The 21181-nt window shown below is 55.0% G+C and carries 22 protein-coding genes and 1 tRNA gene; 8 read left to right on the top strand and 15 right to left on the bottom strand.

What is annotated here, in order from left to right; all coding sequences use genetic code 11:
* Positions 1–32: 32 nt before the first annotated feature.
* On the bottom strand, positions 33–788 hold the full coding sequence (gene gloB, locus AC2FC2_RS11630; RefSeq protein WP_209636926.1) for a hydroxyacylglutathione hydrolase: 756 nt from the start codon (positions 786–788) through the stop codon (positions 33–35).
* A 170-nt stretch (positions 789–958) separates the two neighbouring features.
* Here gloB and AC2FC2_RS11625 point away from each other — a divergent pair, with 170 nt between their 5' ends.
* Complete coding sequence (locus tag AC2FC2_RS11625) at positions 959–1678, top strand: class I SAM-dependent methyltransferase (RefSeq protein WP_265554833.1); 720 nt, start codon at positions 959–961, stop codon at positions 1676–1678.
* Here the strand turns inward: AC2FC2_RS11625 and rnhA are convergent.
* Positions 1675–2142: a ribonuclease HI gene (rnhA, locus tag AC2FC2_RS11620; RefSeq protein WP_209636853.1), complete on the bottom strand. Its 468-nt coding sequence runs from the start codon at positions 2140–2142 to the stop codon at positions 1675–1677. The two genes, AC2FC2_RS11625 and rnhA, sit on opposite strands and share 4 nt — an antisense overlap.
* A gap of 72 nt (positions 2143–2214) precedes the next feature.
* On the opposite strand from rnhA, the gene dnaQ reads away from it, so the two are divergent.
* Together dnaQ and AC2FC2_RS11610 are read left to right on the top strand one after the other, a co-directional pair.
* Positions 2215–2955: a DNA polymerase III subunit epsilon gene (dnaQ, locus tag AC2FC2_RS11615; RefSeq protein ID WP_209636851.1), complete on the top strand. Its 741-nt coding sequence runs from the start codon at positions 2215–2217 to the stop codon at positions 2953–2955.
* 157 nt (positions 2956–3112) lie between these two features.
* Positions 3113–3189, top strand: a tRNA-Asp gene (locus AC2FC2_RS11610).
* 46 nt (positions 3190–3235) lie between these two features.
* Here AC2FC2_RS11610 and AC2FC2_RS11605 read toward each other — a convergent pair.
* Positions 3236–4696 (bottom strand): NCS1 family nucleobase:cation symporter-1, encoded by a 1461-nt coding sequence (locus AC2FC2_RS11605; RefSeq protein WP_209636850.1) that lies wholly within the window; start codon positions 4694–4696, stop codon positions 3236–3238.
* Between the two features lie 165 nt (positions 4697–4861).
* On the opposite strand from AC2FC2_RS11605, the gene AC2FC2_RS11600 reads away from it, so the two are divergent.
* The 3 genes from AC2FC2_RS11600 to puuE are packed head-to-tail and all read left to right on the top strand — an operon-like array spanning position 4862 to position 7309.
* Positions 4862–5611 (top strand): GntR family transcriptional regulator, encoded by a 750-nt coding sequence (locus AC2FC2_RS11600; RefSeq protein ID WP_490659243.1) that lies wholly within the window; start codon positions 4862–4864, stop codon positions 5609–5611.
* Positions 5608–6351 carry an allantoin racemase gene (hpxA, locus tag AC2FC2_RS11595; protein ID WP_490659242.1) on the top strand — a complete coding sequence of 248 codons (744 nt, stop codon included), beginning with the start codon at positions 5608–5610 and terminating at the stop codon, positions 6349–6351. Before AC2FC2_RS11600 ends, hpxA begins: the two co-directional genes overlap by 4 nt.
* A 19-nt stretch (positions 6352–6370) precedes the next feature.
* The gene (gene puuE, locus AC2FC2_RS11590) at positions 6371–7309 is read left to right on the top strand and encodes an allantoinase PuuE (protein WP_490308925.1); all 939 of its coding nucleotides are present in this window, start codon (positions 6371–6373) and stop codon (positions 7307–7309) included.
* 26 nt (positions 7310–7335) lie between these two features.
* Here puuE and AC2FC2_RS11585 read toward each other — a convergent pair whose 3' ends face one another.
* From AC2FC2_RS11585 to AC2FC2_RS11555, 7 genes are all read right to left on the bottom strand, one after another.
* Positions 7336–7665: a helix-turn-helix domain-containing protein gene (locus AC2FC2_RS11585; RefSeq protein ID WP_490659241.1), complete on the bottom strand. Its 330-nt coding sequence runs from the start codon at positions 7663–7665 to the stop codon at positions 7336–7338.
* A complete protein-coding gene (locus AC2FC2_RS11580) occupies positions 7652–7849 on the bottom strand; it encodes a type II toxin-antitoxin system RelE/ParE family toxin (protein ID WP_490659251.1) in 198 nt (65 codons plus the stop codon). The genes AC2FC2_RS11585 and AC2FC2_RS11580 overlap by 14 nt, the downstream gene beginning before the upstream one ends.
* A 286-nt stretch (positions 7850–8135) precedes the next feature.
* Positions 8136–10373 carry a TonB-dependent siderophore receptor gene (locus AC2FC2_RS11575; RefSeq protein WP_490659240.1) on the bottom strand — a complete coding sequence of 746 codons (2238 nt, stop codon included), beginning with the start codon at positions 10371–10373 and terminating at the stop codon, positions 8136–8138.
* Between the two features lie 161 nt (positions 10374–10534).
* Positions 10535–11863, bottom strand: a complete 1329-nt coding sequence (locus tag AC2FC2_RS11570) for a lysine N(6)-hydroxylase/L-ornithine N(5)-oxygenase family protein (RefSeq protein WP_490659239.1) — start codon at positions 11861–11863, stop codon at positions 10535–10537.
* Entirely contained in the window at positions 11860–13608 is a 1749-nt protein-coding gene (gene iucC, locus AC2FC2_RS11565) for an aerobactin synthase IucC (RefSeq protein WP_404760241.1), read from the bottom strand. Before iucC ends, AC2FC2_RS11570 begins: the two co-directional genes overlap by 4 nt.
* Positions 13605–14555 carry a GNAT family N-acetyltransferase gene (locus AC2FC2_RS11560; protein ID WP_490659238.1) on the bottom strand — a complete coding sequence of 317 codons (951 nt, stop codon included), beginning with the start codon at positions 14553–14555 and terminating at the stop codon, positions 13605–13607. The genes iucC and AC2FC2_RS11560 overlap by 4 nt, the downstream gene beginning before the upstream one ends.
* Positions 14552–16297 (bottom strand): IucA/IucC family protein, encoded by a 1746-nt coding sequence (locus AC2FC2_RS11555; protein ID WP_490659237.1) that lies wholly within the window; start codon positions 16295–16297, stop codon positions 14552–14554. The genes AC2FC2_RS11560 and AC2FC2_RS11555 overlap by 4 nt, the downstream gene beginning before the upstream one ends.
* Positions 16298–16435: 138 nt before the next feature.
* On the opposite strand from AC2FC2_RS11555, the gene AC2FC2_RS11550 reads away from it, so the two are divergent.
* Both AC2FC2_RS11550 and AC2FC2_RS11545 read left to right on the top strand, forming a co-directional pair.
* Positions 16436–17659: an MFS transporter gene (locus AC2FC2_RS11550; RefSeq protein ID WP_209636832.1), complete on the top strand. Its 1224-nt coding sequence runs from the start codon at positions 16436–16438 to the stop codon at positions 17657–17659.
* Positions 17660–17663: 4 nt separating this feature from the next.
* Complete coding sequence (locus AC2FC2_RS11545; protein ID WP_265554811.1) at positions 17664–18548, top strand: siderophore-interacting protein; 885 nt, start codon at positions 17664–17666, stop codon at positions 18546–18548.
* A 9-nt stretch (positions 18549–18557) separates the two neighbouring features.
* On the opposite strand, the gene AC2FC2_RS11540 is transcribed toward AC2FC2_RS11545, so the two are convergent.
* The 5 genes from AC2FC2_RS11540 to hpxX form a co-directional block, all read right to left on the bottom strand.
* Complete coding sequence (locus tag AC2FC2_RS11540; protein ID WP_490659236.1) at positions 18558–18842, bottom strand: type II toxin-antitoxin system RelE/ParE family toxin; 285 nt, start codon at positions 18840–18842, stop codon at positions 18558–18560.
* Positions 18830–19108 (bottom strand): CopG family ribbon-helix-helix protein, encoded by a 279-nt coding sequence (locus AC2FC2_RS11535; protein ID WP_209636820.1) that lies wholly within the window; start codon positions 19106–19108, stop codon positions 18830–18832. Before AC2FC2_RS11535 ends, AC2FC2_RS11540 begins: the two co-directional genes overlap by 13 nt.
* A gap of 85 nt (positions 19109–19193) precedes the next feature.
* Positions 19194–19580 carry an oxalurate catabolism protein HpxZ gene (gene hpxZ, locus AC2FC2_RS11530; RefSeq protein ID WP_490308931.1) on the bottom strand — a complete coding sequence of 129 codons (387 nt, stop codon included), beginning with the start codon at positions 19578–19580 and terminating at the stop codon, positions 19194–19196.
* 3 nt (positions 19581–19583) lie between these two features.
* Entirely contained in the window at positions 19584–20984 is a 1401-nt protein-coding gene (locus tag AC2FC2_RS11525) for an AtzE family amidohydrolase (protein WP_490659235.1), read from the bottom strand.
* A complete protein-coding gene (hpxX, locus tag AC2FC2_RS11520; RefSeq protein WP_265554804.1) occupies positions 20981–21172 on the bottom strand; it encodes an oxalurate catabolism protein HpxX in 192 nt (63 codons plus the stop codon). The genes AC2FC2_RS11525 and hpxX overlap by 4 nt, the downstream gene beginning before the upstream one ends.
* Positions 21173–21181 lie beyond the last annotated feature (9 nt).

Below are 21181 nucleotides of genomic sequence, written 5' to 3'. Positions count from 1 at the left end.
ACTTTGCTTCGTCAAATAACACAACTAAAAGCTCAGAAGTTGTCTTTCCGCAGGCGTAATTCGGAAAAAACTGAATGAAGGTGTTGCGGTGGCGTATGAAAGCCTAATTTCCTTTGTAAATCAGCGTCATGACAGCGTAAAAATACGTTAATTTTACGCTCTAATTGTAGCGTGGTGGGCACGCTGGGTTGGCCTTTTGCCCGTAACGCAGTGACTTGTTGCTGATATGTTTCAATCTCTCGATCTTCCGGCAAAATAGCCCGCGCAAACTTAAGATTTGAAAGCGTATATTCATGCGCGCAACAAATTAAGGTGTTATCGGGAAGTTGCGCGAGTTGTTGAAATGAGTCGAACATTTGCTCGGCGGTCCCTTCGAACAGCCTGCCGCAGCCAGCAGAGAAAATAGTGTCTCCGCAGAACAGATAAGGGGCGCTATAGAATGCCACATGTCCCAATGTATGTCCGGGAACGGCGATTGTGGCGAATTTTAGGCCGTCTATTTCGATGGTTTCGCCGTCATGAACGACGTGGTTGGCGCCTTTGTCGGCCGTTTCCTGTGGGCCATAGACTTTCAGCTCAGGATAGCGCGCCGTGATTTGCGCTACGCCGCCAACGTGATCGTGATGATGATGGGTAAGCAGAATGGCGTCAGGTACCAGATGCAGGCGATCAAGCGCGTCGAGCACCGGTTGCGCTTCGCCGGGGTCGACAATAATGCAATGGCCTTTCTGGTTATCCAATAACCAAATGTAATTGTCCTGGAAGGCGGGAATGCTGATAAGATTCATGTAAGACCTCTTGTTGGTAACGGCTTGATTTACCCGTCGTCTTTCAAAACGCAGCGTTATTTGTTGCTGCACGCGCTCCCCCAGTGACTGACGGGCATTCGCGCTTGAGGACGCACAAGTTAGCCGCCTGGCTGCAATTTGAATCCATTGGGTAGAGAAGACACTAAATCATGAAACCAGCCCATACTCTACAAAAGCTCACCGGCCCACAGTCTTGGGCAGAGTTGCCGTGGGGGGAATACTATCGTGAGGCGCTCGAGCGACAGTTGCAACCCTGGTGGCCGAAGCTGTTTGGTTTCCATCTGCTTAAGCTTGGTAATCTCAGCGCCAGCCTGGCCACCGACAAGTGCGCTATTTCGCATCAGGTGAATGTGAGTCTGGAAGGTGAAAACCTGCAGGTGATCGCGGACGCCTACCAGTTGCCCTTTGCCGCTAAATCCGTGGATGCCTGCTTATTGGCGCATACGTTGTCTTATGCTGACGATCCGCACCGTATGCTACGTGAAGTCGATCGCGTGTTGATTGATGACGGTTGGCTGGTGATCAGCAGTTTCAACCCGTTCAGTTTGCTGGGCTTAGGCAAGCTGGTGCCTGGATTGCGTCGTCGTCAGCCCTATGTCAGCCGGATGTTCACCCAGATGCGCTTGCTGGACTGGCTGAGCCTGTTGAATTATGAAGTGTTATATCAGTCGCGTTTTCATGTGCTGCCGTGGCAGCGCAAAGGCGGGAAGTTTCTGTGTACACATTTACCGGCGCTGGGGTGCATGAGCGTGATCGTTGCGCGTAAACGCACTTTGCCGTTGACGCCAACGCCGATGAAGCTCGGGGCGAGAAAGCCTTCTCTCAGCCGCGCGGTTGGCGCGACCAAGAGTTATCGCAAGCTGCCTTAGTTTTCCGGCTTGTAACCCACGTCATCTTGGGTTGGGTTACCTGCCGCATCACGTGCCAGCACGTCACAACGTTCGTTTTCCGGGTGGCCGGCGTGGCCTTTAACCCACTCCCATTTGACACTGTGGCGCTGAATAGCCAAATCCAGCCGTTGCCACAGATCGACATTCTTAACCGGTTTTTTGTCGGCAGTTTTCCAGCCGCGTTTTTTCCAGTTGTGGATCCAACTGGTGATGCCCTGGCGCACATATTGGCTGTCGGTACTGAGGATCACTTCACAAGGCGTTGTCAGAGCTTCCAGTGCGACAATGGCCGCCATCATCTCCATACGGTTGTTGGTGGTCAGGCGGAAGCCCGCGCTAAAGGTTTTCTCAGTTTGTTTATAACGCAATATTGCGCCATAACCACCGGGGCCCGGATTGCCAAGGCAGGAGCCGTCGGTGAAAATTTCTACCTGTTTGAGCATCTCTGGTAGACTCTTCCTATCAGTTTTATAAAAGCCAAGTCTGACATAAACGAGCGCTGTGAGCACTGCAATATGATCTCTACAACCACCAGACAGATTGTCCTCGATACCGAAACCACCGGTATGAACAAACTCGGGGTGCATTACGAAGGCCACCGCATCATTGAAATTGGTGCCGTTGAGGTGATTAACCGTCGCCCGACGGGCCGTCACTACCATGTTTATATCAAGCCTGATCGCTTGGTCGATCCTGAAGCCTATGGCGTTCATGGTATCAGCGATGAATTCTTGGCAGATAAACCGACGTTTGACCAAATTGCCGATGAGTTTATCGACTTTATCCGTGGCGGTGAGTTAGTCATCCATAACGCAGCGTTCGACATCGGCTTTATGGATCACGAATTCCGCATGTTGCAGCAGGGCATTCCGAAGACCGATACCTTCTGCACCATCACCGACAGCCTGTTAATGGCGCGTCGTCTGTTTCCGGGCAAACGCAATAACCTCGACGCCTTATGCAGCCGTTATGAGATAGACAACAGCAAGCGTACGTTGCACGGCGCATTGCTCGATGCCGAGATCCTGGCGGAAGTGTATCTGGCGATGACCGGTGGTCAGACGTCGATCGCGTTCCAGATGGAAGGTGATACCCAGAATAACAACTCAACGCAGGACATTCAGCGTATTGTTCGCCCGGCGACAACGATGAAAGTGGTTTACGCCAGCGAGGCAGAAGTAGCCGCACACGAAGCTCGCCTGGATCTGGTGGCGAAAAAAGGTGGCAGTTGTCTGTGGCGTACTGACGTGGAGTAACGCTGTTTTTTGCGTATAAAAAGGCGGTTGAGTAGCCTTTGCGTCGTGTTAGCTGAAAAACTGCGCAAACGGTTCATTTGGTAAGAAAAAGGCATTGACGCAATACTGACTCAACCGTAATATGCGCCTCGTTCCTCTCGAAAGAGAAGAACGGCGCGGAGCGGTAGTTCAGTTGGTTAGAATACCTGCCTGTCACGCAGGGGGTCGCGGGTTCGAGCCCCGTCCGTTCCGCCAACATTCAGAAGCCCTGAGTTAGCAATAACTCAGGGCTTCGTTGTTTTTACTCTTTGCTCAATTCGGCTTTGGCAAAGGTGACCGCCTGATTGGCCGCCCATTCGCGGCGGGCAATGATTCGATAACATCCCCCACCCAATGCAGCACCAATAAACCAACTGAAGTTTGCCACCTCATGCAAACCCGGTGTGAAGCTGATCGCCAGTCCAATTATCACTGCGGGTACCAGCGCCCAGATAGCATTTGGGTTGAACCCATTTTTGTACCAGTAGCGGCCCGTCGGTGTGGCGTTATACAAGTCATCGACATGCAATTCCCCCCGCTTGATGATGTAAAAATCCACCAACAAAATACCGAACAACGGGCCGATAAAGGCCGCCAGAACATCCAGCGTGTAATGAATCAACTCGGGCGACTGGAACAAATTCCACGGCGTGAGCAGGAATGAACCGACAGCGGCAATCATCCCGCCAGTACGGAAGCTGATTTTCTGCGGTGAGCAGTTAGAGAAATCAAACGCCGGTGACACAAAGTTGGCCACAATATTAATGCCAATAGTGGCCACTATCATGGTCAGCAACCCAAGGGCGACGGCAATATCACTGTCGAGGCGGGTGACCGTTTCGATGGGATCGGTGATGAGCTGCCCGAACAGCGGCAAGGTGCCGGAAACAATCACCACCGTCACCAGCGAAAATAACAGATAGTTGAACGGCAGCCCCCAACGGTTACCGCGTTGCACCTCGGCAAAGCTTTTGCCGTAGCGGGTAAAATCGCCAAAGTTAAGCAGTGGACCGGAAAAATACGATACCACCAGCGCAGTAGCCGTCAGCATTAGCCAGCCTTGTTCGCCGGCACTCAGATTTTTACTTGTTAGCGTGAGGGAAAGGTTGGAAAAACCAACGCGGTAAATAATCCAGCCCGCCAGCGCGAACATCACCACATAAACGGCCGGCCCGGCGATATCGATAAAGCGCTTAATGGCCTGCATGCCATGCCAAAACACCATTGCCTGCAATAGCCACATGGTGATGTAACAAAACCATCCAAGTTGCGATAGCCCAAGAAAATGCGGCAGAGTCATTGGCTCCAGCGACGGGAAGAATTTAAGCAGCGTCAGCATCAGCGCGTTGGACGCCAGGTAGGTTTGGATGCCATACCAGGCGAAGGCAATCATGCCGCGGATTACCGCGGGAATATTGGCGCCAAACACGCCAAACGCCTGACGGCTTAATACGGCGTAAGGCACGCCGCCAAGTTGGCTGGGTTTGGCCACCAGATTAGCGCAAAACTGTACGATGCAAATTCCCGCCAACAGGCAAATCAACACCTGCCAGCTCGACAGACCCAGAGCAAAGAAGCTGGCTGCCACCACATAGCCGCCCATACTGTGTACATCCGACATCCAGAAAGAAAAGATGTTGTACCAGCTCCAGTTCTGGTCACGCGTGGGTGCCAGGTCATCGTTGCACAGCTTGGGACTGTAGTTTTCATTAGGGTTTGGCATAAATCGTGCTCCTCTCAAGAACGTCACCCGGATGTCGTTATCTGTTTTTGGTAAAGCGTGCTGAGAGGGCTTTTGCAGGATCCAGGCCAAACTGTGCTTTCTTGTATACAAAATATCTATTTTTTGTATACGATTTGACTATCGAAGGGGACGAGGGGCAGAAAAATGATCGGTATGACGAAGGACGCCAGCGCCGTGTGGCACGGGCAACAGGCCACGTATTTCATTGAAGATAAAGACGATCATATTTATAACTCGCTGGTGAAAGCCATCGTCGAACACCGGTTGCTGCCCGGCAGTAAACTGCCGGAAGAGGCGCTGGCAGAAACCTTTGGTGTCAGCCGGACCGGCATTAGGCGGGTATTACAGCGCCTTGCCGCAGTGCAACTGGTTACCCAACTGCCCAAACGTGGTGCACAGGTGGCAACGCCGGGGCAGGACGAAGCTGCTCACGTTTTCCAAACGCGAAAAATGTTGGAGTGTGCCAACCTGCCGCAGGTGATTGCGCACTGCGGTGAAGGTCATATGTTGGCGATGGAAGAGATCGTGGCGCAGGAACAGCAGGCGCACCGCGATCAGGACGGGGCGGCGGCGATTCGCCTGTCGGCGTCGTTTCATGTGCAGCTGCAGGCCATTGCCGGCAATCAGGTGCTAACGGAGATGGTTTCGCTGCTCACACTGCGCTCATCCTTGGTGATCGCTGTTTACGGCTCTCCGTGGCAGCAAGGCTGTCGTTGCCATGATCACAGCGATCTATTGGCGTTGTTGTGTGCGAAGGACAGCGCAGCGTTGGTGGATCATCTGTCCCGTCATTTTGACGATATCGTGGCTAATTTACGCTTTGATCAAGGCACCCATGAGGTGCCGGATTTCGCCCATATTTTTGCTGCAACCGCATCACGGGAGGCGCGATGACCGTTTGCTGCATCATTCAGGTCATTAATCCGAATACCAGTCTGGCGATGACCGAAACCATAGCCGTTGCTGCCCGAGCGGCAGCGGCGCCGGGTACCGAGATTCAGGCAGTCTGTCCGCAAGCTGGGGCCCCGTCGATAGAAGGCCATTTTGACGAGGCTATCGCCGCCATCGGCGTATTGCAGCAGGTGAGGCTGGGCCGAGAAGCGGGTGTGAGCGGGCATGTTATCGCCTGCTTCGGCGATCCGGGCCTGCTGGCGGCGCGTGAATTGGCCAGTGCACCAGTGATTGGCATCGCTGAAGCAGCAATGCATATGGCGACGCTGGTGGCGACGCGTTTCTCTATCGTCACCACGCTGCCACGCACGCTGGTCATTGCACGGCATCTGCTACATCAATATGGCTTTGAACGGCACTGTGCTGCACTGCATGCCATTGATCTACCGGTGCTCGCGCTGGAAGATGGCAGCGGTCTGGCCCAGCAGAAAGTGCGTGAACAATGCATCCGAACAAAACAGCAGGACGGCAGCGGGGCGATTGTTCTCGGCTGCGGTGGTATGGCCGATTTAGCGCGAGAACTGACGCTGGAGTTGGGGATCCCGGTGATCGACGGCGTCAGCGCAGCGGTGAAGATGATCGAGTCGTTGAATGCACTCGGTCTAAGCACCAGTAAACACGGCGATCTGGATTTCCCACCGGCAAAATCTTTGTCCGGCATGTTTAGCGATTTTAACGGGTAATCAGCATAGGGAAACGGCGATGAGTGAATACCAGTTCAATAAAGATTACCCCCGTGATTTGATCGGTTACGGTGGGCAACCGCCCCATGCGCGTTGGCCTGGGCAGGCACGCATTGCAGTGCAGTTTGTCCTCAACTATGAGGAAGGTGCCGAAAACAACGTGCTGCACGGCGACGCCGGCTCTGAACAATTTCTCTCCGATATCATCGGTGCCGCCAGTTATCCCGAGCGGCATATGTCGATGGATTCGCTGTACGAATATGGTTCACGCGCGGGATTCTGGCGTATTTATAATGAGTTTCAGCGCCGCGGCCTGCCGTTGACGGTATTTGGTGTGGCGATGGCGCTGGCGCGCAACCCATTGGTGGTTGAAGCGATCAAAAACGCCAATTACGACGTCGTCAGCCACGGCTGGCGCTGGATCCATTACCAGCATATGGACGAAATTACCGAACGGCAGCATATGCAACAGGCCATCAGGGTATTGCGCGACCTGTTTGGCAAGGCTCCGCTCGGCTGGTATACCGGCCGCGATAGCCCAAATACCCGGCGGCTGGTGGTGGAACAAGGTGGTCTGATGTACGACAGCGACTATTACGGCGACGATTTGCCGTTTTGGACCGAGGTACAGTGCGCCAACGGAGAGAAAAAACCGCATTTGATCGTGCCTTATACCCTGGAGGCGAATGACATGCGCTTTGCCTCACCGCAAGGGTTTAACACCGGCGAGCAGTTCTTCACCTACCTGAAAGACAGCTTTGACGTGCTGTATGCCGAAGGGGCTGAGTCACCGAAAATGCTGTCGATCGGCATGCATTGCCGTTTATTGGGGCGTCCGGGCAAGTTTCGTGCGTTGCAGCGATTCCTGGATTATATCGAGCAATATGATCGCGTCTGGGTATGCCGGCGCCAGGATATTGCCGACCACTGGCTGGCACAGCATCCGTTCAAGAAGTAAAAAAGGGCCGATACGGCCCTGAATTTTCATGCCACCGAGAGGGTTCGGTGACCAACGGGATTTTGGCTCGGCCTGACAATGATCTCAATGTCATAGCCGAGACGGTTGAGGCATTCCATCAACTTTTTTTCCGACATATTGAAGAACTTACCGTTATACAGTGCGGAGACACGCGCCTGCGGCAGGTTCATGCGTTTACCGGCTTGGTTCTGATTGAGGCCAAGTTGCTTGATGGTACTGATGATCTGAATAGCGAAGTCGGCTTTTAGTTGCAGATTGTCGGCATCAGGCAGATTTAAATCGGCAAAAACGTTATCCGAGCCAAGCTCAAAATCATTTTCGTCATACGTTGCCATTTTTCATGTCCTCATAAACCTGTTTGGCTCTATTAAGGCGAGACTTGATGAGTTCAATATCCGCTTTAGGCGTCGCTACGCCTGTCTTGGATTTTTTCTGAAAGCAGTGCAACACAAACAAGGTATCCTCAAATCGTAGAGTATAAACCGCGCGGTAAGTATTACCGTCGTGGTCTTCAACGATTTCCAGTACTCCTGCGCCTTGAAACCCCTTGAAACCCCTTGAGCACCTTTACGCCAGGGGGCGTTAATCCTGCCTGTGCACAATGAAGGGAAAAACCGACGGATTTTATGACTTCATCCGGCAGAGAAAGCAGATCTTTTTTACTGCTGGCGATCCATACTAACCGTTTTACCCGGTGTGCATCCATGAACGATCACTCCTTGATCATATATTGGAATTATTACACAACTGATATAAATCGGCAATGTGGCAAGGGGATTGGGCGGAGTGGCCTCCGCCCGAAGGATCAGAACAGGACGGAGTAGTTCAGACCAAAGGTGCGGCCGCGGCCTTTATAGCTGTATAGCTCTGGTGAGCCGTAGGTTGGGCTATAAAGGATAGGTGCACGTTGGCCCCATACCGTGGTGTACTCCCTGTCCAGCAGGTTCTCTACGCTGAAACTGAGTTTACCCACCGGCAGGGCATAGCTACCGAGGAAGTCGATGGTGTTGTAGCCATCAATTTTGCGGCCCTGGGTGGAGCCGGCTTTGGTGTAATCGCCGTCATCCGACACGTCAAAGGTCTGTTGTGATTGCAGACGCAGGTTCCAATCGCCCGGCGCCCAGCCGACATAGGCGGTCACTTTCGATGGGCTGGCGGTATCCACCACCAACTTTTTCCATTCGCCGTTGACCTTGGTCTCAGAGCGAATGACGTTGAAGTTGGTACCGGCACTCCAGTCGCTGTCTTCGAAGAAGTAATCGACCGCGCCTTCCACCCCGTAGATACGGCGTTTGTCCGAGTTGACGTTAATCGTCATGTCGGTCTTGTTGATCGAAATGCTCTTATCGGACAGGGAATAGTAGCCGGCGATCTGCGTGCGCAGGTTATCACCGGTATAGCGCCAGCCAAGCTCATAGGAGTTAACCTTGATGCCTTCCAGCTTGGAATCACCCACGTTGACGCTTTTGTTCAACTGATAGTGGCCCTTGTTCAGTGAATAAGTGCCGTTGCCGTAATATTTGCCCGGATCCGGGATCTCGTAACCCTGTGAGAAGTTGACCCAGGTTTGTTGGCGTTCGGTGAGATGTGCTAACAGGCCGGCGTTGAACAGGGCGTTGTTATAGTCAGTTTTCCCTCCAGGGATCGCGTCCGCGGAGGTCGCACCGCCGGTGGCGATGGCCTGCTGTTGGCTATAACCGACAAAGTCGTCAATCTTGTTTTCGGTGTACTGATAACGGACGCCGCCGCTCAGCGTAAAGATTGGGTTGATGTCGTAGCTGGCCTGCAGGAATGAAGCCAGGTTGGTGGTGCTGTAGCCAGGATAACGCCCGGTGTTATAAGCATTTTGCAGATCCATACCGCCGGACTGCTGCGCTTTTGCCAGATTGAAGAACTGCTGGTTGGAGTTGAACGTCTCATGCTCGGCGTCGATGCCGTAGGTCAACGTCAGGTCGTCGATTGGCTTACTGTTCAGCGTCAGCTTGCCACCGTAAAAGTCGGTCTTCTGCTGTGAAGCCCCAATGCTGCTGACGTAATAGTTTGGTGCTTTGCCCGCCAGCGTCGGGAACGGGTAAAAAGTCAGTGACTCATCGCGGTAATAGACCTGCGCAACCAGATCCTGCCCGAGGAAGTCGGTATTGGAGTATTGCAGGTTGATCAGATGACGTTCGGTACCCGGAATACGATCTGAATTGAGGTTACCGCTGTTGTACGCCTTGGCGTTGCCGGTTACCGCCGCGAAATTTTCTCCAAGGAACAGGCCGTGGTCGCCGTCGGACTGGCTTTTGTAATACTGAGTGGTCAGCTGCAACTGCTGGTGGTCGTCGATGTTAATGGTGCCGGTACCCATCACGTCGAGACGGTCAGAATACTGCAGGCCAGTCTGGGTATTGTCGATCAGGACTTCATTGCCCTTACCATCGTACCAACCGCCATAGCGCTGATAAGAAACCGACAGACGGCCTGAGGCATTATCATTGCCGCCGCTGACGGCCGCCGCTACGTTCTCGTCGTGGTCAGTATGGCCGCCAAAGCCGGTTTTGCCGCCGATTTGCAGTTCGACCTGCTGCTCTTTCTGGCCTTTTTTTGTGACGATGTTGATCAGACCACCGGTACTGCCGCCGCCGTAGAGCGAGGTGGCACCGGAGATGACTTCAATGTGGTCAATATTGAACGGGTCAATCGAATCCAACTGGCGGCTGTCGCTGCGTGAAGAGTTCAAACGCACGCCGTCGATCATCACCATCATTGAACGACCGCGCAGGTTCATGCCGTAGTTGGTGCGCCCCTGGCCGCTAACGTCCATGCCAGGGATCAACTGTGCCAGCATGTCCTTGATCTCTTTACCACCCTGAACCTGTTGCTCAATTTCCTGGCTTTCAATCACCCAGGTGGTTTGTGCCATTTCTGCCACCGTACGGTGGGAACGGCTGGCTGAGACGACCATTTGCTCTTCGTTTTTTTGTTCTTCTGCCCAAGCCGCCGCGGGTGCGAGCATCGCCAGCAGGCAAGGATTTAATACCCAGAGGTGTTTGCGTTTCATCGTTATGGACCTGTGTTTCCCGTATTGGTGTGTATACCCGTCATCTTTCAAGCTGCTGCGTTGTTACCTGCACTCACTCACCCCAGTTACTTACCTTTAGTAAGCGCCTGGGGATGAGTGAGCTGGTCGCCTGGCTGCAACTTGAAAGCTATAAGGTAGAGTTAAAACTCGGTGTAATTGAGCATGACGTGATCGGCGCGGGCTGGTGTGCCCGGCTGCCGACTGCGCCATTGGATCACAGCCGGGGTGGACGTTAAATCGAACTGGTCGCGTCCTAAAGCCCGGTTGAGAATACGAGCCGATCGCCAGGCCATCAGGCTGAGCTGGGGTTCGGCGATGCCGTGACTGTGCATACCGGCGTTAACGGCAAACAGGCAGTTTTCCTTGGGGCCTTCCCACTCCAGGCTGAAGTCTGGGGCCACAGAGTACTGGTCATCGGCGGTGGTCAGTAGGCGGTTTGCCAGCGGTTCAAGGAACGCAGGGCGATCCTGCTGGTAGCCGGTGGCGAAGATCACCACGTCGGTATCGAAGGTTTCCCGGCCCTGATCGAGATGGTGATGCGTGACCAACTGCCAGCCGTTGCCTGCGGCCTGTATCGCTGCCAGAGAGCGGCTTGGCAAAAGATGTGCCCAAGGTTTTTCACGCAGCACTTCAAACTGGTGATACATCGCACGGTAAATCGCTAATAGCGAGTCGCTGGTGATGCCGTCAGAGGTCATCTTCTGCTCGGTCAGCATGCGTTGCTTGGCGCTGTCGTTTAGGCCGTAGAAGTCGTCAACGTAGTCTGGGGTGAAGTACTCGTTGGCGAAGGCGGCTTCGTCCAAAGCATTATAGTTGTTGCGGCGTGAGATCCAGTTCAACTGGGCTGGCTGGCCCCACTCGGCGCGAAAAATATTGAGGAACAGATCCGCACCGCTCTGGCCACCGCCGACGATGGTGACACGCTTACCGGTCAAGTCTGGATTGCGCAACGTCATTTCACTGGCGTGGAAGCAGCGGTCGTTTTGTTCGGTGACACAGTCCGGCAGCTTGATGCGTTTGCCGATGCCCAGACAGACGTGGCGTGCCCGATAGGTTGCACGTTGGGTGGTGACGACAAATTGGCGCTGCTGGTCGTCAAAGTCCACGCTTTGAATGTCTTGGCTGAACTCAAGCGACTTTAAACCATTGGCGGCCCAGTCCAGGTAGTCGGCGAACTCTTCACGCGACACCGTGCGCATCTCGGTGGTCAGGAAACGGTAAAATTTCTTCCGCTTTACCAGATAGTTAATAAAGCTGTAGGGGTTGGTCGGCGATACCGCACTGACCAGGTCTTTCAGGAAACTGGTCTGCATATGGCAATCAGGCACCATCATGCCGGGATGCCAGGAAAAATGAGGTTTACGCTCGAGGAACTTAGCGTTAAAACCGGCGACTTCACTGCCGAGCGCGGCAATGCTGAGGTTGAACGGGCCGATGCCAATGCCGATGAAATCCAGGGGCTGATTCATTGGGCAAACTCCTTGGTGACCAGGTAAAGAGGGTTATCCAGATCCTGCAGATAGTTTGGCAACATGCGGCTGCCACCGTCCTGTTCTGAATAGGTGAGTTTCACCGGGTTGAGCACCACGCGAATGATTTGTGGCTTAAACAGATCAAAGAGAGCAAAGCGTTCTGCCATGTCGGGGTGTTGAGCCATGTAGCTGTTCAACACCTGCGCCAGCAGTTGATAGAAACGGGTTTCACTGATCCCACAGGCTTGCATCAGCGGCGAAATAAAACGCAGCACAGTGACGAAATGCCCGGTTTGCAAGTCATGGATCAGGTAGTCGGCAGACAGACGTACGGTGACATCCTTCACGACGTTTGGTAGCGATGCCGCTTCAGGGAAGTCTTGATCCACCAGGCGCATATCGCCCTGGAAGTCTTTTAACAGCACGCGCTGCGGCACATGGTCCTTCATCACCAGCGTGATATTCTGGCCGTGGGCGATCAACGCCACGCCGTAGCGGCACATCAGGTGATACATAGGCACCACCGTCACACTGAACATTTGCTGCAACCAAGCCTCGGCGCTCAGGCCGGAACGGGCGATATAGGCGGCGATCAGTGGTTGGCCGTGGTTGTCCGTTTCCATCAGCGTCGCCATCAAAATGGCTTGTTCGCCTTCCTGCAGATAGCAAGACGGGTTCTCACGCCAGATCACCCCAAGCATTTCCTGATACCGATAGGGGGCTTTGGCCAAAGAGGCGTAGGTTGGGTGTGTCATATAGCCTGCCGCCGGTTCGCCAAGGATCTCGGCGCCGCTGCCCTGCAGCGTGCTGTCTTCGGTAAATATCTGCTGTAACCAGCGCGAGGCGGCGGGTCCGGCGCTGATGTATTTACCCGGGATCCCGCGATAACACGAGGTGTTGTAAATGGTCAGCGGCAACTTAATGTCGAATGCGGAGCGGCGGCTGATGTTGGTCAGGGTACGCAACGATTGCTGTGCCAAATAGCGGTCGCCGAATTCACCCAGCTCCACCAATTCGCCTTCGGCCAGCTGCGGCAGGAAGTGCAGGGCAATCTTTTGCTGCCACTGCCACGGATGCAGCGGCACCGGGATCCAATCATGGGTCAGTCTCAGCTCGCGCCAACGGCGGTCAAAGCGCTGGCGTTCAGCGTAATCCATCGCACTGCCAAGCAGATTTTCCAGTGGATACTCTTCATCAGCACACCAGACGAAGCTACCTCGCTTGGCTGCAACCCAGTGCAGGCGGAACTGCCCCTGATACTCGGGCGCATACTGCTGTAAGGCGGTCAGCCCCCAGCCGCGGCGACCTTTGTTAAACACAAACTTGGGATGCCCGGCCAGCAGACATTGCAGCGCATCGGCGTCCAGCGCAATCAAATCCTGTGCGCTCATGCCATGACGGGCGGAGAGTAACTGCATATCGCCGCGCAGCGTGGCGTACAGATCTTCCAAATGCTCGGCGATCTGCGCATCGTCCATTTTCAGCACCTGCGCTAACTGACGCAGCGTCTGGTCGGCAGCTAACGGCGTTTGATCGCAAACCAGCGTAGCCGGATCGATATGCAACCAACCCCAGATACCGCGTTCAGCGCTAAAGCTATAGTGGGCGTCGCCTAACGTGATGTGCCATTGCCCGTCGTGCTGATTGGCATGCAGCGTGCGCTCGTATTCCAGCTCGGCAAGGATCTTGGCGATCATTTGGCGGTTAACGCGCTGCCAGTCGACATAATCTGTGGTGATCATACTGAACCCCCCCGAAAGAATTCATCACGCTGATTTATGATCAAGCGTGAACGCTTATGCGGGAAATCAAACTCTTTGACGGTGTGGTAACCCGCGGCCGGCAGATGACGGAACAGGCGCTGGTTATCCGCGCGTGGCTCCGCAACGACCCTTGTGGTGCGTGGCTCGTCCAGATAGAGATAATGCGTCAGGCCACGTAGCCAACTGCGGATGTACTGCGCGCCGCGGCAGTCTTCTTCACCGACCAGCATGTGCAGCCCGCGGTCGAACGGCTGCCAGCGGTAGTGACGCCCGATACGGTCCTCCGGCGCCCAATAGACTTCGAAATAGCCGAATGGGCGATCGTCAAAGCAACCCAGTAGTGGGTAACAGTAGCTGGAGTCCAGTTGACGCTGCAGGTAGGCAGCCTGGGTTTCCAGTGGGCCGCTCATTTCCCAAAATGCGTCGACGCGAGGTGAGTTCATCCAGCGGGTGAACTGTTCGGCGTCGCGTTCCACTTCTGGCAGGCGGAAGCTCAACGTTTTCTTCAACTGCGGATCGTAACGGCGATACACCTCGCCGCTGGGCCGTGCCGGGCGTTGCGGGAACCACAGGCCACGTTCGGCGTCATACTGCATCTTCCCTGACGCAGTGTGGCGTTCGGCACCTAGCCACAATGGCAGTTGATAAAAGGTGTCGCGATCCAGGTAATCACTGCTTGCCAAGGTAAATAGCGCCTGAGCCTGCGGTTCTTCGCACCATTGCGCGTAGGGCAGGGTAATACCGCTAAGTTGGGGGGCCGCGATCAGTAATTGATCCAGCGCCTGCACTAACCAGCCCTGCGGCAGTGGTCCCGGGTAGTGCAGCACGGCACTGCCGTCCAGCCCCAGCCCGAGTTGCAGCTCCTTTTTCAACTGCTCGCAGCGAAAACCGCTGCCGGCATGCATCAGTTTGGCGTGCGGCATCATTGGGTAGCCCCCAGGCGCAGCGGGTTGACGAAGTCGAAGTAAATCACCGCCGGATCGACGATGGTATTTTCGTTATGGTCGTGCAGGTAACAGAAGAAATTGCCTTTGCAGTTCCAATGGTTGCTGTCGAGCACGTAGTCAAGGCACAGGGTATTTTTGGCGTTGGCCCGCAGGCCGCTCAGTGCATCGCGCACCCGGGCCATCAGCTGTTCTTCACTGTCGAAACCGGCCGCCGCCAGCGCAGCGGTGACCGCCAGGCTGGAGTTCACCAGGAGGTAGTAAGGGAAGTAACGCAGCAACTGCTGTTCGCTGAAGCGGTTTTCCGCATCGGCCTCGCCAATCTCTTCCAACCACGGCCCAGCGTCGCGGGTAAAGCCGCTGCCCTGACAGTCGCGGTACAGCATCCCGATCGGCAGGTCCTGCTGCATCTCTACCAAAATGTTTTGCTGGTGGGCCAAAAGCACCAGTCCGTAATCGGCTTCGGTGCTGAACAGCGGCAGTAAGACGTGTTGGCAGTAAGCATCCAGCCAGGTATGGGCGGCCTGCTGCAGTGGCAAGTTCAGGCGAGTGGCTAAACGGCGCACTGCCGCAGCCAGCAAGCTGTCGCCGCCGTCCGGTGCCGCTTGGGTCAAGGTCACCAGCACATTGGTCTGGTTTTCTGGTTGGTCGAACAGCAGATTATCGCGCAGTGCCATCAGGCTTTCTTCCTGAATCGTCCCGTCCGCAGAGCGCAGACCGGCCCAGCCGTCTTCCTGCATCACACGGAAGGTTGGATAACGTGCCTGCAATTGCTGCCAACGTGGCGTTTGTGCCAAACGGGCCAAACGGATGCCGCGTTTCACTTCTTTTACCGACAGGGTTCGCACCGAGTTGGTCAGGCGTACGCTGAGGGAGAACTTGATCATGTCGCGGTTGCTGGCGCTGTACAGCGAGCGCGAGGAACTGGTTGGTAACCAGCGTTCACCGGCTTCGCCCAGATCGCGCAGCAGCCCCTGAGCCACCAGATCCTGGCACCAGACTTGCGTCAGCAAATGGTCGGCTTGCCACGGATGCATCGGCAACAACCAGACGTCATCGGTAAAGTGCGCCAGCAACTGCGGGGCACTTTCGGCAGCAAAACGCTGCAGGCGTTGTTGCAGTGTCAGATTAAGACTATCACCGCACAGGTGGCGTTTATCGACAGCAAACCAACGTAGCGGGAAACGGGCACCAAAGTCTGGCAGATAGCGGCGCGCCTGCTGCTCATTGAATGGCTCGTGGGATTTTGGTGCCGGGTGGAAGGCGTGGCCGACCAGCAGGCCCTGTTCCGCTTGGGCAAAATTCAATGGCTTGTCGCGCAGCGCAGGCCAGTCCAGGCGAACAGTGATCGCCTGTTGGGTATTATCATGACTTTCCAGCACACGCTGACGGAAGCGGGCTACCACGTCATCCGACAATTCACCTTTCACCGCCGGTTTCTCCAGCAACAGAGTGACCAGTTGCTCTATGCTCAGCGCCACGCCAGCCCCATCGTCCTGCTGATGCAGACGTGCCGGGAACAGATATTGGTGATGCTGAGTGGGGGAGGTATGGCGTAACGCGATGCGAATAGCCTGAGAAGACGAAAGTGGAATGTGGAGTTGTGGATACTGTTGGTGGCTGGCTGGCGGAACGATTTGCCAGTCCCGAGTTTCACGCATCAATGCGTTGAGAAAACATTGTGCAGCCACGTCGGTCGTCGCGGTTTCAAACTGGATTGTCATGATCCCATTTCACTGTTTGAATCAATTGAGAATGATTCTTATATCAATAATATTTATTGTTATCAATCGTCCTATGATACAATTTTTCAATGAATTGAACATAACCTTATAATTTTATTAACGGTAAATTTACGTTTGATGCCTATTTACTCTCCCCCTAAATCACCGACAATTGGGAATACGTCTCCTTCCAATTGGCCTTTGGCGCTGTGTGCCGGGCTGTTGGGCATCGGGCAAAACGGCCTGCTGGTGGCATTGCCGGTGTTGGTGAGCATGACTCAATTGTCGCTTTCAGTCTGGGCCGGGCTATTGACGCTCGGCTCAATGCTGTTTCTGGTCGGTTCGCCGTGGTGGGGTCGGCAGTCTGAAATACGGGGCTGCAAGTTTGTGGTAACCATGGCATTAGCAGGGTATTTGTTCAGTTTCGCTTTACTGGCATTGGCCGTTTGGGGGTTGTCTGCCGGTTGGCTTTCACCGATGGTGGGGCTAGGTGGACTAATCGTGGCGCGGATTATCTATGGGCTGACGGTATCCGGCATGGTGCCTGCCAGCCAGACCTGGGCTTTGCAGCGTGCAGGTTATGAACAGCGCATGTCGGCGCTGGCGACCATCAGTTCTGGCCTGAGTTGTGGGAGACTGCTTGGACCATTGTGCGCGGCATTGGCGCTGTCGATTCATCCTATGGCGCCGCTGTGGCTGATGGCGATTGCCCCCTTAATCGCCTTGCTGGTGGTGTGTCGCCAGCAAAACGATCCTCCGTTGCCGCCGGTTGCGCATCAGCAAAATCGGCTGCGTCTCAATATGGCACCTTATTTACTGTGCGCGTTGTTGTTGGCCGCGTCGGTTAGCCTGATGCAATTGGGGCTTGCACCGCATTTGACGCGTCTGTTTAGCCACTCCGCCACGACCGTCAGCCATCATGTGGCGGTATTGCTGAGCGTAGCGGCAGCCTGTACGTTGTTGGCGCAGTTCTTGGTGGTGCGTCCACAACGCTTTAGCGCACCGCAGCTACTGCTGATTGCGGCAGTATTGATGGTGGTGGGATTGGGCTTGATGTGTGCTCAACCCTTGGCACTATTTTACACCGGCTGCGCGCTGGCCTCTTTTGGTGCAGCGATGGCAACGCCGGGTTATCAGTTGATGTTGAACGACAAATTATCCACCGGCAAAGGATCTGGCGCGATCGCGACCAGTCATACGTTGGGTTACGGTCTTAGCGCACTGATGGTTCCGGTAGTAGCAAAGTTTTATGGTGAGTCGCAGCTGATCGCGGCGGCTCTGACGATGGCGGTTCTGCTGGGTGGCATCAGCGGCTGGCTGTGGCGCCAGCATCGCATCAGCGTAAAGTCTGCGGGAGAGTAAAGACATGTCCGGCGTATCAAGCTATAGAATTTTTGATATCACACTGAAAGTAAAAGAGAACGTATCGCCTTCCTTGCTGCGCTGCGTTTTCGAGGGACCGGACGTCCATCGCATGAAGCTGGAAGCGCCGGATCAGCGCATCAAACTGTTATTCCCGGCGGAGGAGGGGCAGATCTTGCGTCTGGAAAACAGCGACGACTGGTATCGGGACTATATGGCGATACCGAAAGCGCAGCGCCCGGTGATGCGCACCTATACGCTGCGTGCCTTACGCGTCGAACAAAACCAAATGGACGTCGAATTTGTGCTGCATGGTGTGAATGGGCCAGCCTCTGCCTGGGCGACGCAGGCCAAACCGGGAGATACTCTTCAGACGGTGGCACCCAATGCTGATTTTGACGGTGACAGCGGTGGCTACGAATGGTCACCGCCGAGTGCGTTACAACAGGCTCTGCTGATTGCCGACGAAACGGCCGTGCCGGCGGCGATGGGGATTCTGGAACAGTTGGCGCAACGGGCCAATCCGCCGCGAGTGCAGGCGTTCTTCGAGGTGCCGGTGGCGGGCGACTGCCTGAACATGGACCGTTTCCCCTTTGCCGAGGTGTACTGGTTACCGCGTGACGTCGGGCATCAGCAGGTGCAGGGTACGCTGCTGGTGGAGTCGGTGCGCCAGCGGGTGAATATTCCTGAGTCGGCACGTGAACAAGCGCAGTCGCTGGCGGAAAATAGCCTGGGAGGCGATTTGTTGTGGGAACGTGCAGAAGGCGCGAAAAGCTTCTATGCCTGGGTCGCAGCGGAGTCTTCAGCGGTGAAGGCTTTACGCCGTTACCTGATTGGTGAGCGCGATCTGGATCGATCCACCGTTAACTTTATGGCGTATTGGTGTTGAGTTAATCCATCAATAACCGGCTTCACTTTGGTGACGCACCGCCAGCAGAACTGCGGTGCGACCATCAAAATGATACAACGCGATATAGCCGCTGCCGCCGAAGTCGATCGGCCATTCCCTAAATTCAATCTCCATATCATCAACCGGCCGACCGGCCTGTGGATGATGGGCCAATATATTGCTACGTATGGTGGTAATAGCTCTTTGAGCCGCATGACGATCTTTTGCCGCCAGAAATCGGTACAGTCGCTGTATATCAAGCAGGGCTGCAGGCGTCCATATCAGTTGTGGCACTCCGGTATCTCCGTATCGTCACCTTTTTCCAGGTTGGTGAGCCAACTGTTAGCCTCATCCTGAGTCAGATGTTTACCATTGGCCTGATAGGTTTCCCACGCCTGCAGCGCATCTTTGCGTAGCGCTTCGCGCTTTTCTTCTCGCTCGACGTATTCGCGGATCGCCTCACGCATAATCCAGTGCGTACTCCGCTGACGTGTGGCCGCGATGTGTTGCACCCGTTGTTTAAGCTCATCATCAATTTTTATCGATGTAGCAGTAGTCATAAGTAGCCTCAATTAATTAAAGGTAATACCTTTAGCGACTATAAGACTGCGCATGCCATGTTGTCCAATTTTTGTGCGATGTGATTTAACTGGCCATCAAACTCACGTGCGCTGCTACAATACGCCAGCCGCAGGGCAGTTTGGCCCAGGTTTGCATTTGGCGGCCGATGCGTTCGCTGCCTGGACGGCGGAATTCGGTGCTGGCTACCGCCATATCGTCACCGTAGGTGGTGATGACGGTGTTTTCCAACACGCGGTCCAGCCCTTTTGATGGGCGCTGCAGGCGGAAATCACGGATCTGATCGATACCGTACAAATTCTCCGTCGCGCCATAACGGACGGTGCGTCCATCGTGCCAGAACAGCTCATCCAATACGTCAATATCATTGCTAATCAACGCCTGCTCATAGCGATAAAAGGCGGCGTTCACCTCTGCCAATACCGCTGGGCGATCAATATGGTCACTCTTCATCTGTTAATCCTGTTTGCCCGGTAAAACACAGGCCGCCACGCCGCGTTGTTCCAGCGCGAAGGCGGCGCGCAGTGCCAGATCCTCCCGCCACGGCGGGGCGATCAACTGTAGACCAATTGGCAGGCCAGAGGCCGTTTTCAGCGGTACTGTCACCACCGGCAAGCCAAGGAAGGAAATAGGTTGTGTCAGCATCCCCATATTGGCACGAATGGGCAGATCGGTTCCGTTGATGCGCATGGTTTCCTGGCCAATGAGCGTGGCGCTGCACGGGGTTGCTGGGGCAATCAAAATGTCCCAGTGTTCAAACAAGGGCAATACCTGCTGCTGGAAATGGGAGCGGAAGCGTTGTGCCTGCACATACCAAGCGGCAGGCAGCATAGCGCCGGCCAACAAGCGCTCACGCGACAATGGCTCAAAGCGTTCAGGTTGGCTACGCAGCAGTGGCAGGTAGTGATTACCGCCCTCGGCTGCGGTGAGTATAAACGCGGCAGAACGTGCCAGTTCAGCCTGTGGCAATTCGACGTCGGCGATGGCTTCAAGTGCCTGAGCGACCTGCTGAACCGCCGCTTTTGCGTCGTCATCGCACCAATGCTGGAAATACCCTGCCAGCACTGCGCAACGTAGCCCTTGTTGTCCACGCGACAGCAAAGACTCGGTTTGGGTGATCGGTTTATCCGCCTGGAAGCGATCGTCGATGTCGGTGCCTTGCATGACGTCATACACCGTTGCCAGATCGCGGACCCGGCGTGCAAAGGGGCCAACATGATCCAGACTGGCGATAAAGGGTTGGCTGCCACTCCGCGACAGGCGACCGAAAGTGGGTTTCAGGCCAAAGATACCGCACAACGAGGCGGGCACACGTATTGAACCGTTGGTATCGCTGCCGAGCGAAAATGTCACTAACCCGGCCGCGACTGCCGCCGCTGAACCGCCGGAGGAGCCGCCGGCAATGCGTGTGGTGTCGTGTGGGTTGCGCGTCGCGCCGTAGTGGCTATTTTCGGTGGTGAAGCCGTAGGCATAGGCGTCCATATTCAGCATGCCGGAGAGCAGCGCACCTTGTGCTGCCAGTTTACTCACCACCCAGGCATCCTGTTTTGCGGGCGGGTTATCGCTGAACAGGCTGGCACCCGCTAAGGTGGTTTCTCCTGTGACATCGAACAGGTTTTTCACCGCATAGGGAATGGCTGCCAAAGTCGGCAGTACCTGGCCCTTGGCACGAATGCGATCAATATGATCGGCTTCGCTCAGCATTCGTTCGCGGGTGATGTGGGTGTAGGCATTCAACGAAGGATTGAGATCATCAAGACGTTCCAGCGTGTGCTGGGCGATCTCACGGGCAGAAATCGCACCCTGATTCAGAGCGGCGCGGATCTCGGCGATCGACAGTTCGCTTAACGGATTCATGCTCGATATACCCCGGCAATTTCCAGACGCTGATCGAGCGGCAAAGCCATCAGCGGTTCGGCCATCGCCGCGATGCGGTTGTACTGGGTCAACAGTTCCTGGCGGCGCACCTCATCCAGCTCCAGGGCCAATACGGCTTCCATCTGGCGGATATAGGCTGCCCAGTCTGTGGGGAGTGAGTTGTTCATTGTGTCCTC

The sequence above is a fragment of the Serratia sp. CoH_122_TC_1 genome, from assembly GCF_058191755.1.
The sequence above is the reverse complement of the archived record's forward strand: the minus strand, read 5'-3'. Positions and strand labels throughout refer to the sequence as shown.

Coding starts and splice junctions, on each gene's coding strand:
- hpxX (WP_265554804.1), bottom strand. CDS start 21,172: ATGAACAACTCACTCCCCACAGACTGGGCAGCCTATATCCGCCAGATG.
- AC2FC2_RS11585 (WP_490659241.1), bottom strand. CDS start 7,665: ATGGCAACGTATGACGAAAATGATTTTGAGCTTGGCTCGGATAACGTT.
- AC2FC2_RS11555 (WP_490659237.1), bottom strand. CDS start 16,297: ATGACAATCCAGTTTGAAACCGCGACGACCGACGTGGCTGCACAATGT.
- AC2FC2_RS11545 (WP_265554811.1), top strand. CDS start 17,664: ATGTCCGGCGTATCAAGCTATAGAATTTTTGATATCACACTGAAAGTA.
- AC2FC2_RS11570 (WP_490659239.1), bottom strand. CDS start 11,863: ATGAATCAGCCCCTGGATTTCATCGGCATTGGCATCGGCCCGTTCAAC.
- AC2FC2_RS11625 (WP_265554833.1), top strand. CDS start 959: ATGAAACCAGCCCATACTCTACAAAAGCTCACCGGCCCACAGTCTTGG.
- puuE (WP_490308925.1), top strand. CDS start 6,371: ATGAGTGAATACCAGTTCAATAAAGATTACCCCCGTGATTTGATCGGT.
- AC2FC2_RS11535 (WP_209636820.1), bottom strand. CDS start 19,108: ATGACTACTGCTACATCGATAAAAATTGATGATGAGCTTAAACAACGG.
- hpxZ (WP_490308931.1), bottom strand. CDS start 19,580: ATGAAGAGTGACCATATTGATCGCCCAGCGGTATTGGCAGAGGTGAAC.
- AC2FC2_RS11560 (WP_490659238.1), bottom strand. CDS start 14,555: ATGATGCCGCACGCCAAACTGATGCATGCCGGCAGCGGTTTTCGCTGC.
- AC2FC2_RS11525 (WP_490659235.1), bottom strand. CDS start 20,984: ATGAATCCGTTAAGCGAACTGTCGATCGCCGAGATCCGCGCCGCTCTG.
- AC2FC2_RS11550 (WP_209636832.1), top strand. CDS start 16,436: ATGCCTATTTACTCTCCCCCTAAATCACCGACAATTGGGAATACGTCT.
- gloB (WP_209636926.1), bottom strand. CDS start 788: ATGAATCTTATCAGCATTCCCGCCTTCCAGGACAATTACATTTGGTTA.
- AC2FC2_RS11605 (WP_209636850.1), bottom strand. CDS start 4,696: ATGCCAAACCCTAATGAAAACTACAGTCCCAAGCTGTGCAACGATGAC.
- rnhA (WP_209636853.1), bottom strand. CDS start 2,142: ATGCTCAAACAGGTAGAAATTTTCACCGACGGCTCCTGCCTTGGCAAT.
- iucC (WP_404760241.1), bottom strand. CDS start 13,608: ATGATCACCACAGATTATGTCGACTGGCAGCGCGTTAACCGCCAAATG.
- AC2FC2_RS11600 (WP_490659243.1), top strand. CDS start 4,862: ATGATCGGTATGACGAAGGACGCCAGCGCCGTGTGGCACGGGCAACAG.
- dnaQ (WP_209636851.1), top strand. CDS start 2,215: ATGATCTCTACAACCACCAGACAGATTGTCCTCGATACCGAAACCACC.
- hpxA (WP_490659242.1), top strand. CDS start 5,608: ATGACCGTTTGCTGCATCATTCAGGTCATTAATCCGAATACCAGTCTG.
- AC2FC2_RS11575 (WP_490659240.1), bottom strand. CDS start 10,373: ATGAAACGCAAACACCTCTGGGTATTAAATCCTTGCCTGCTGGCGATG.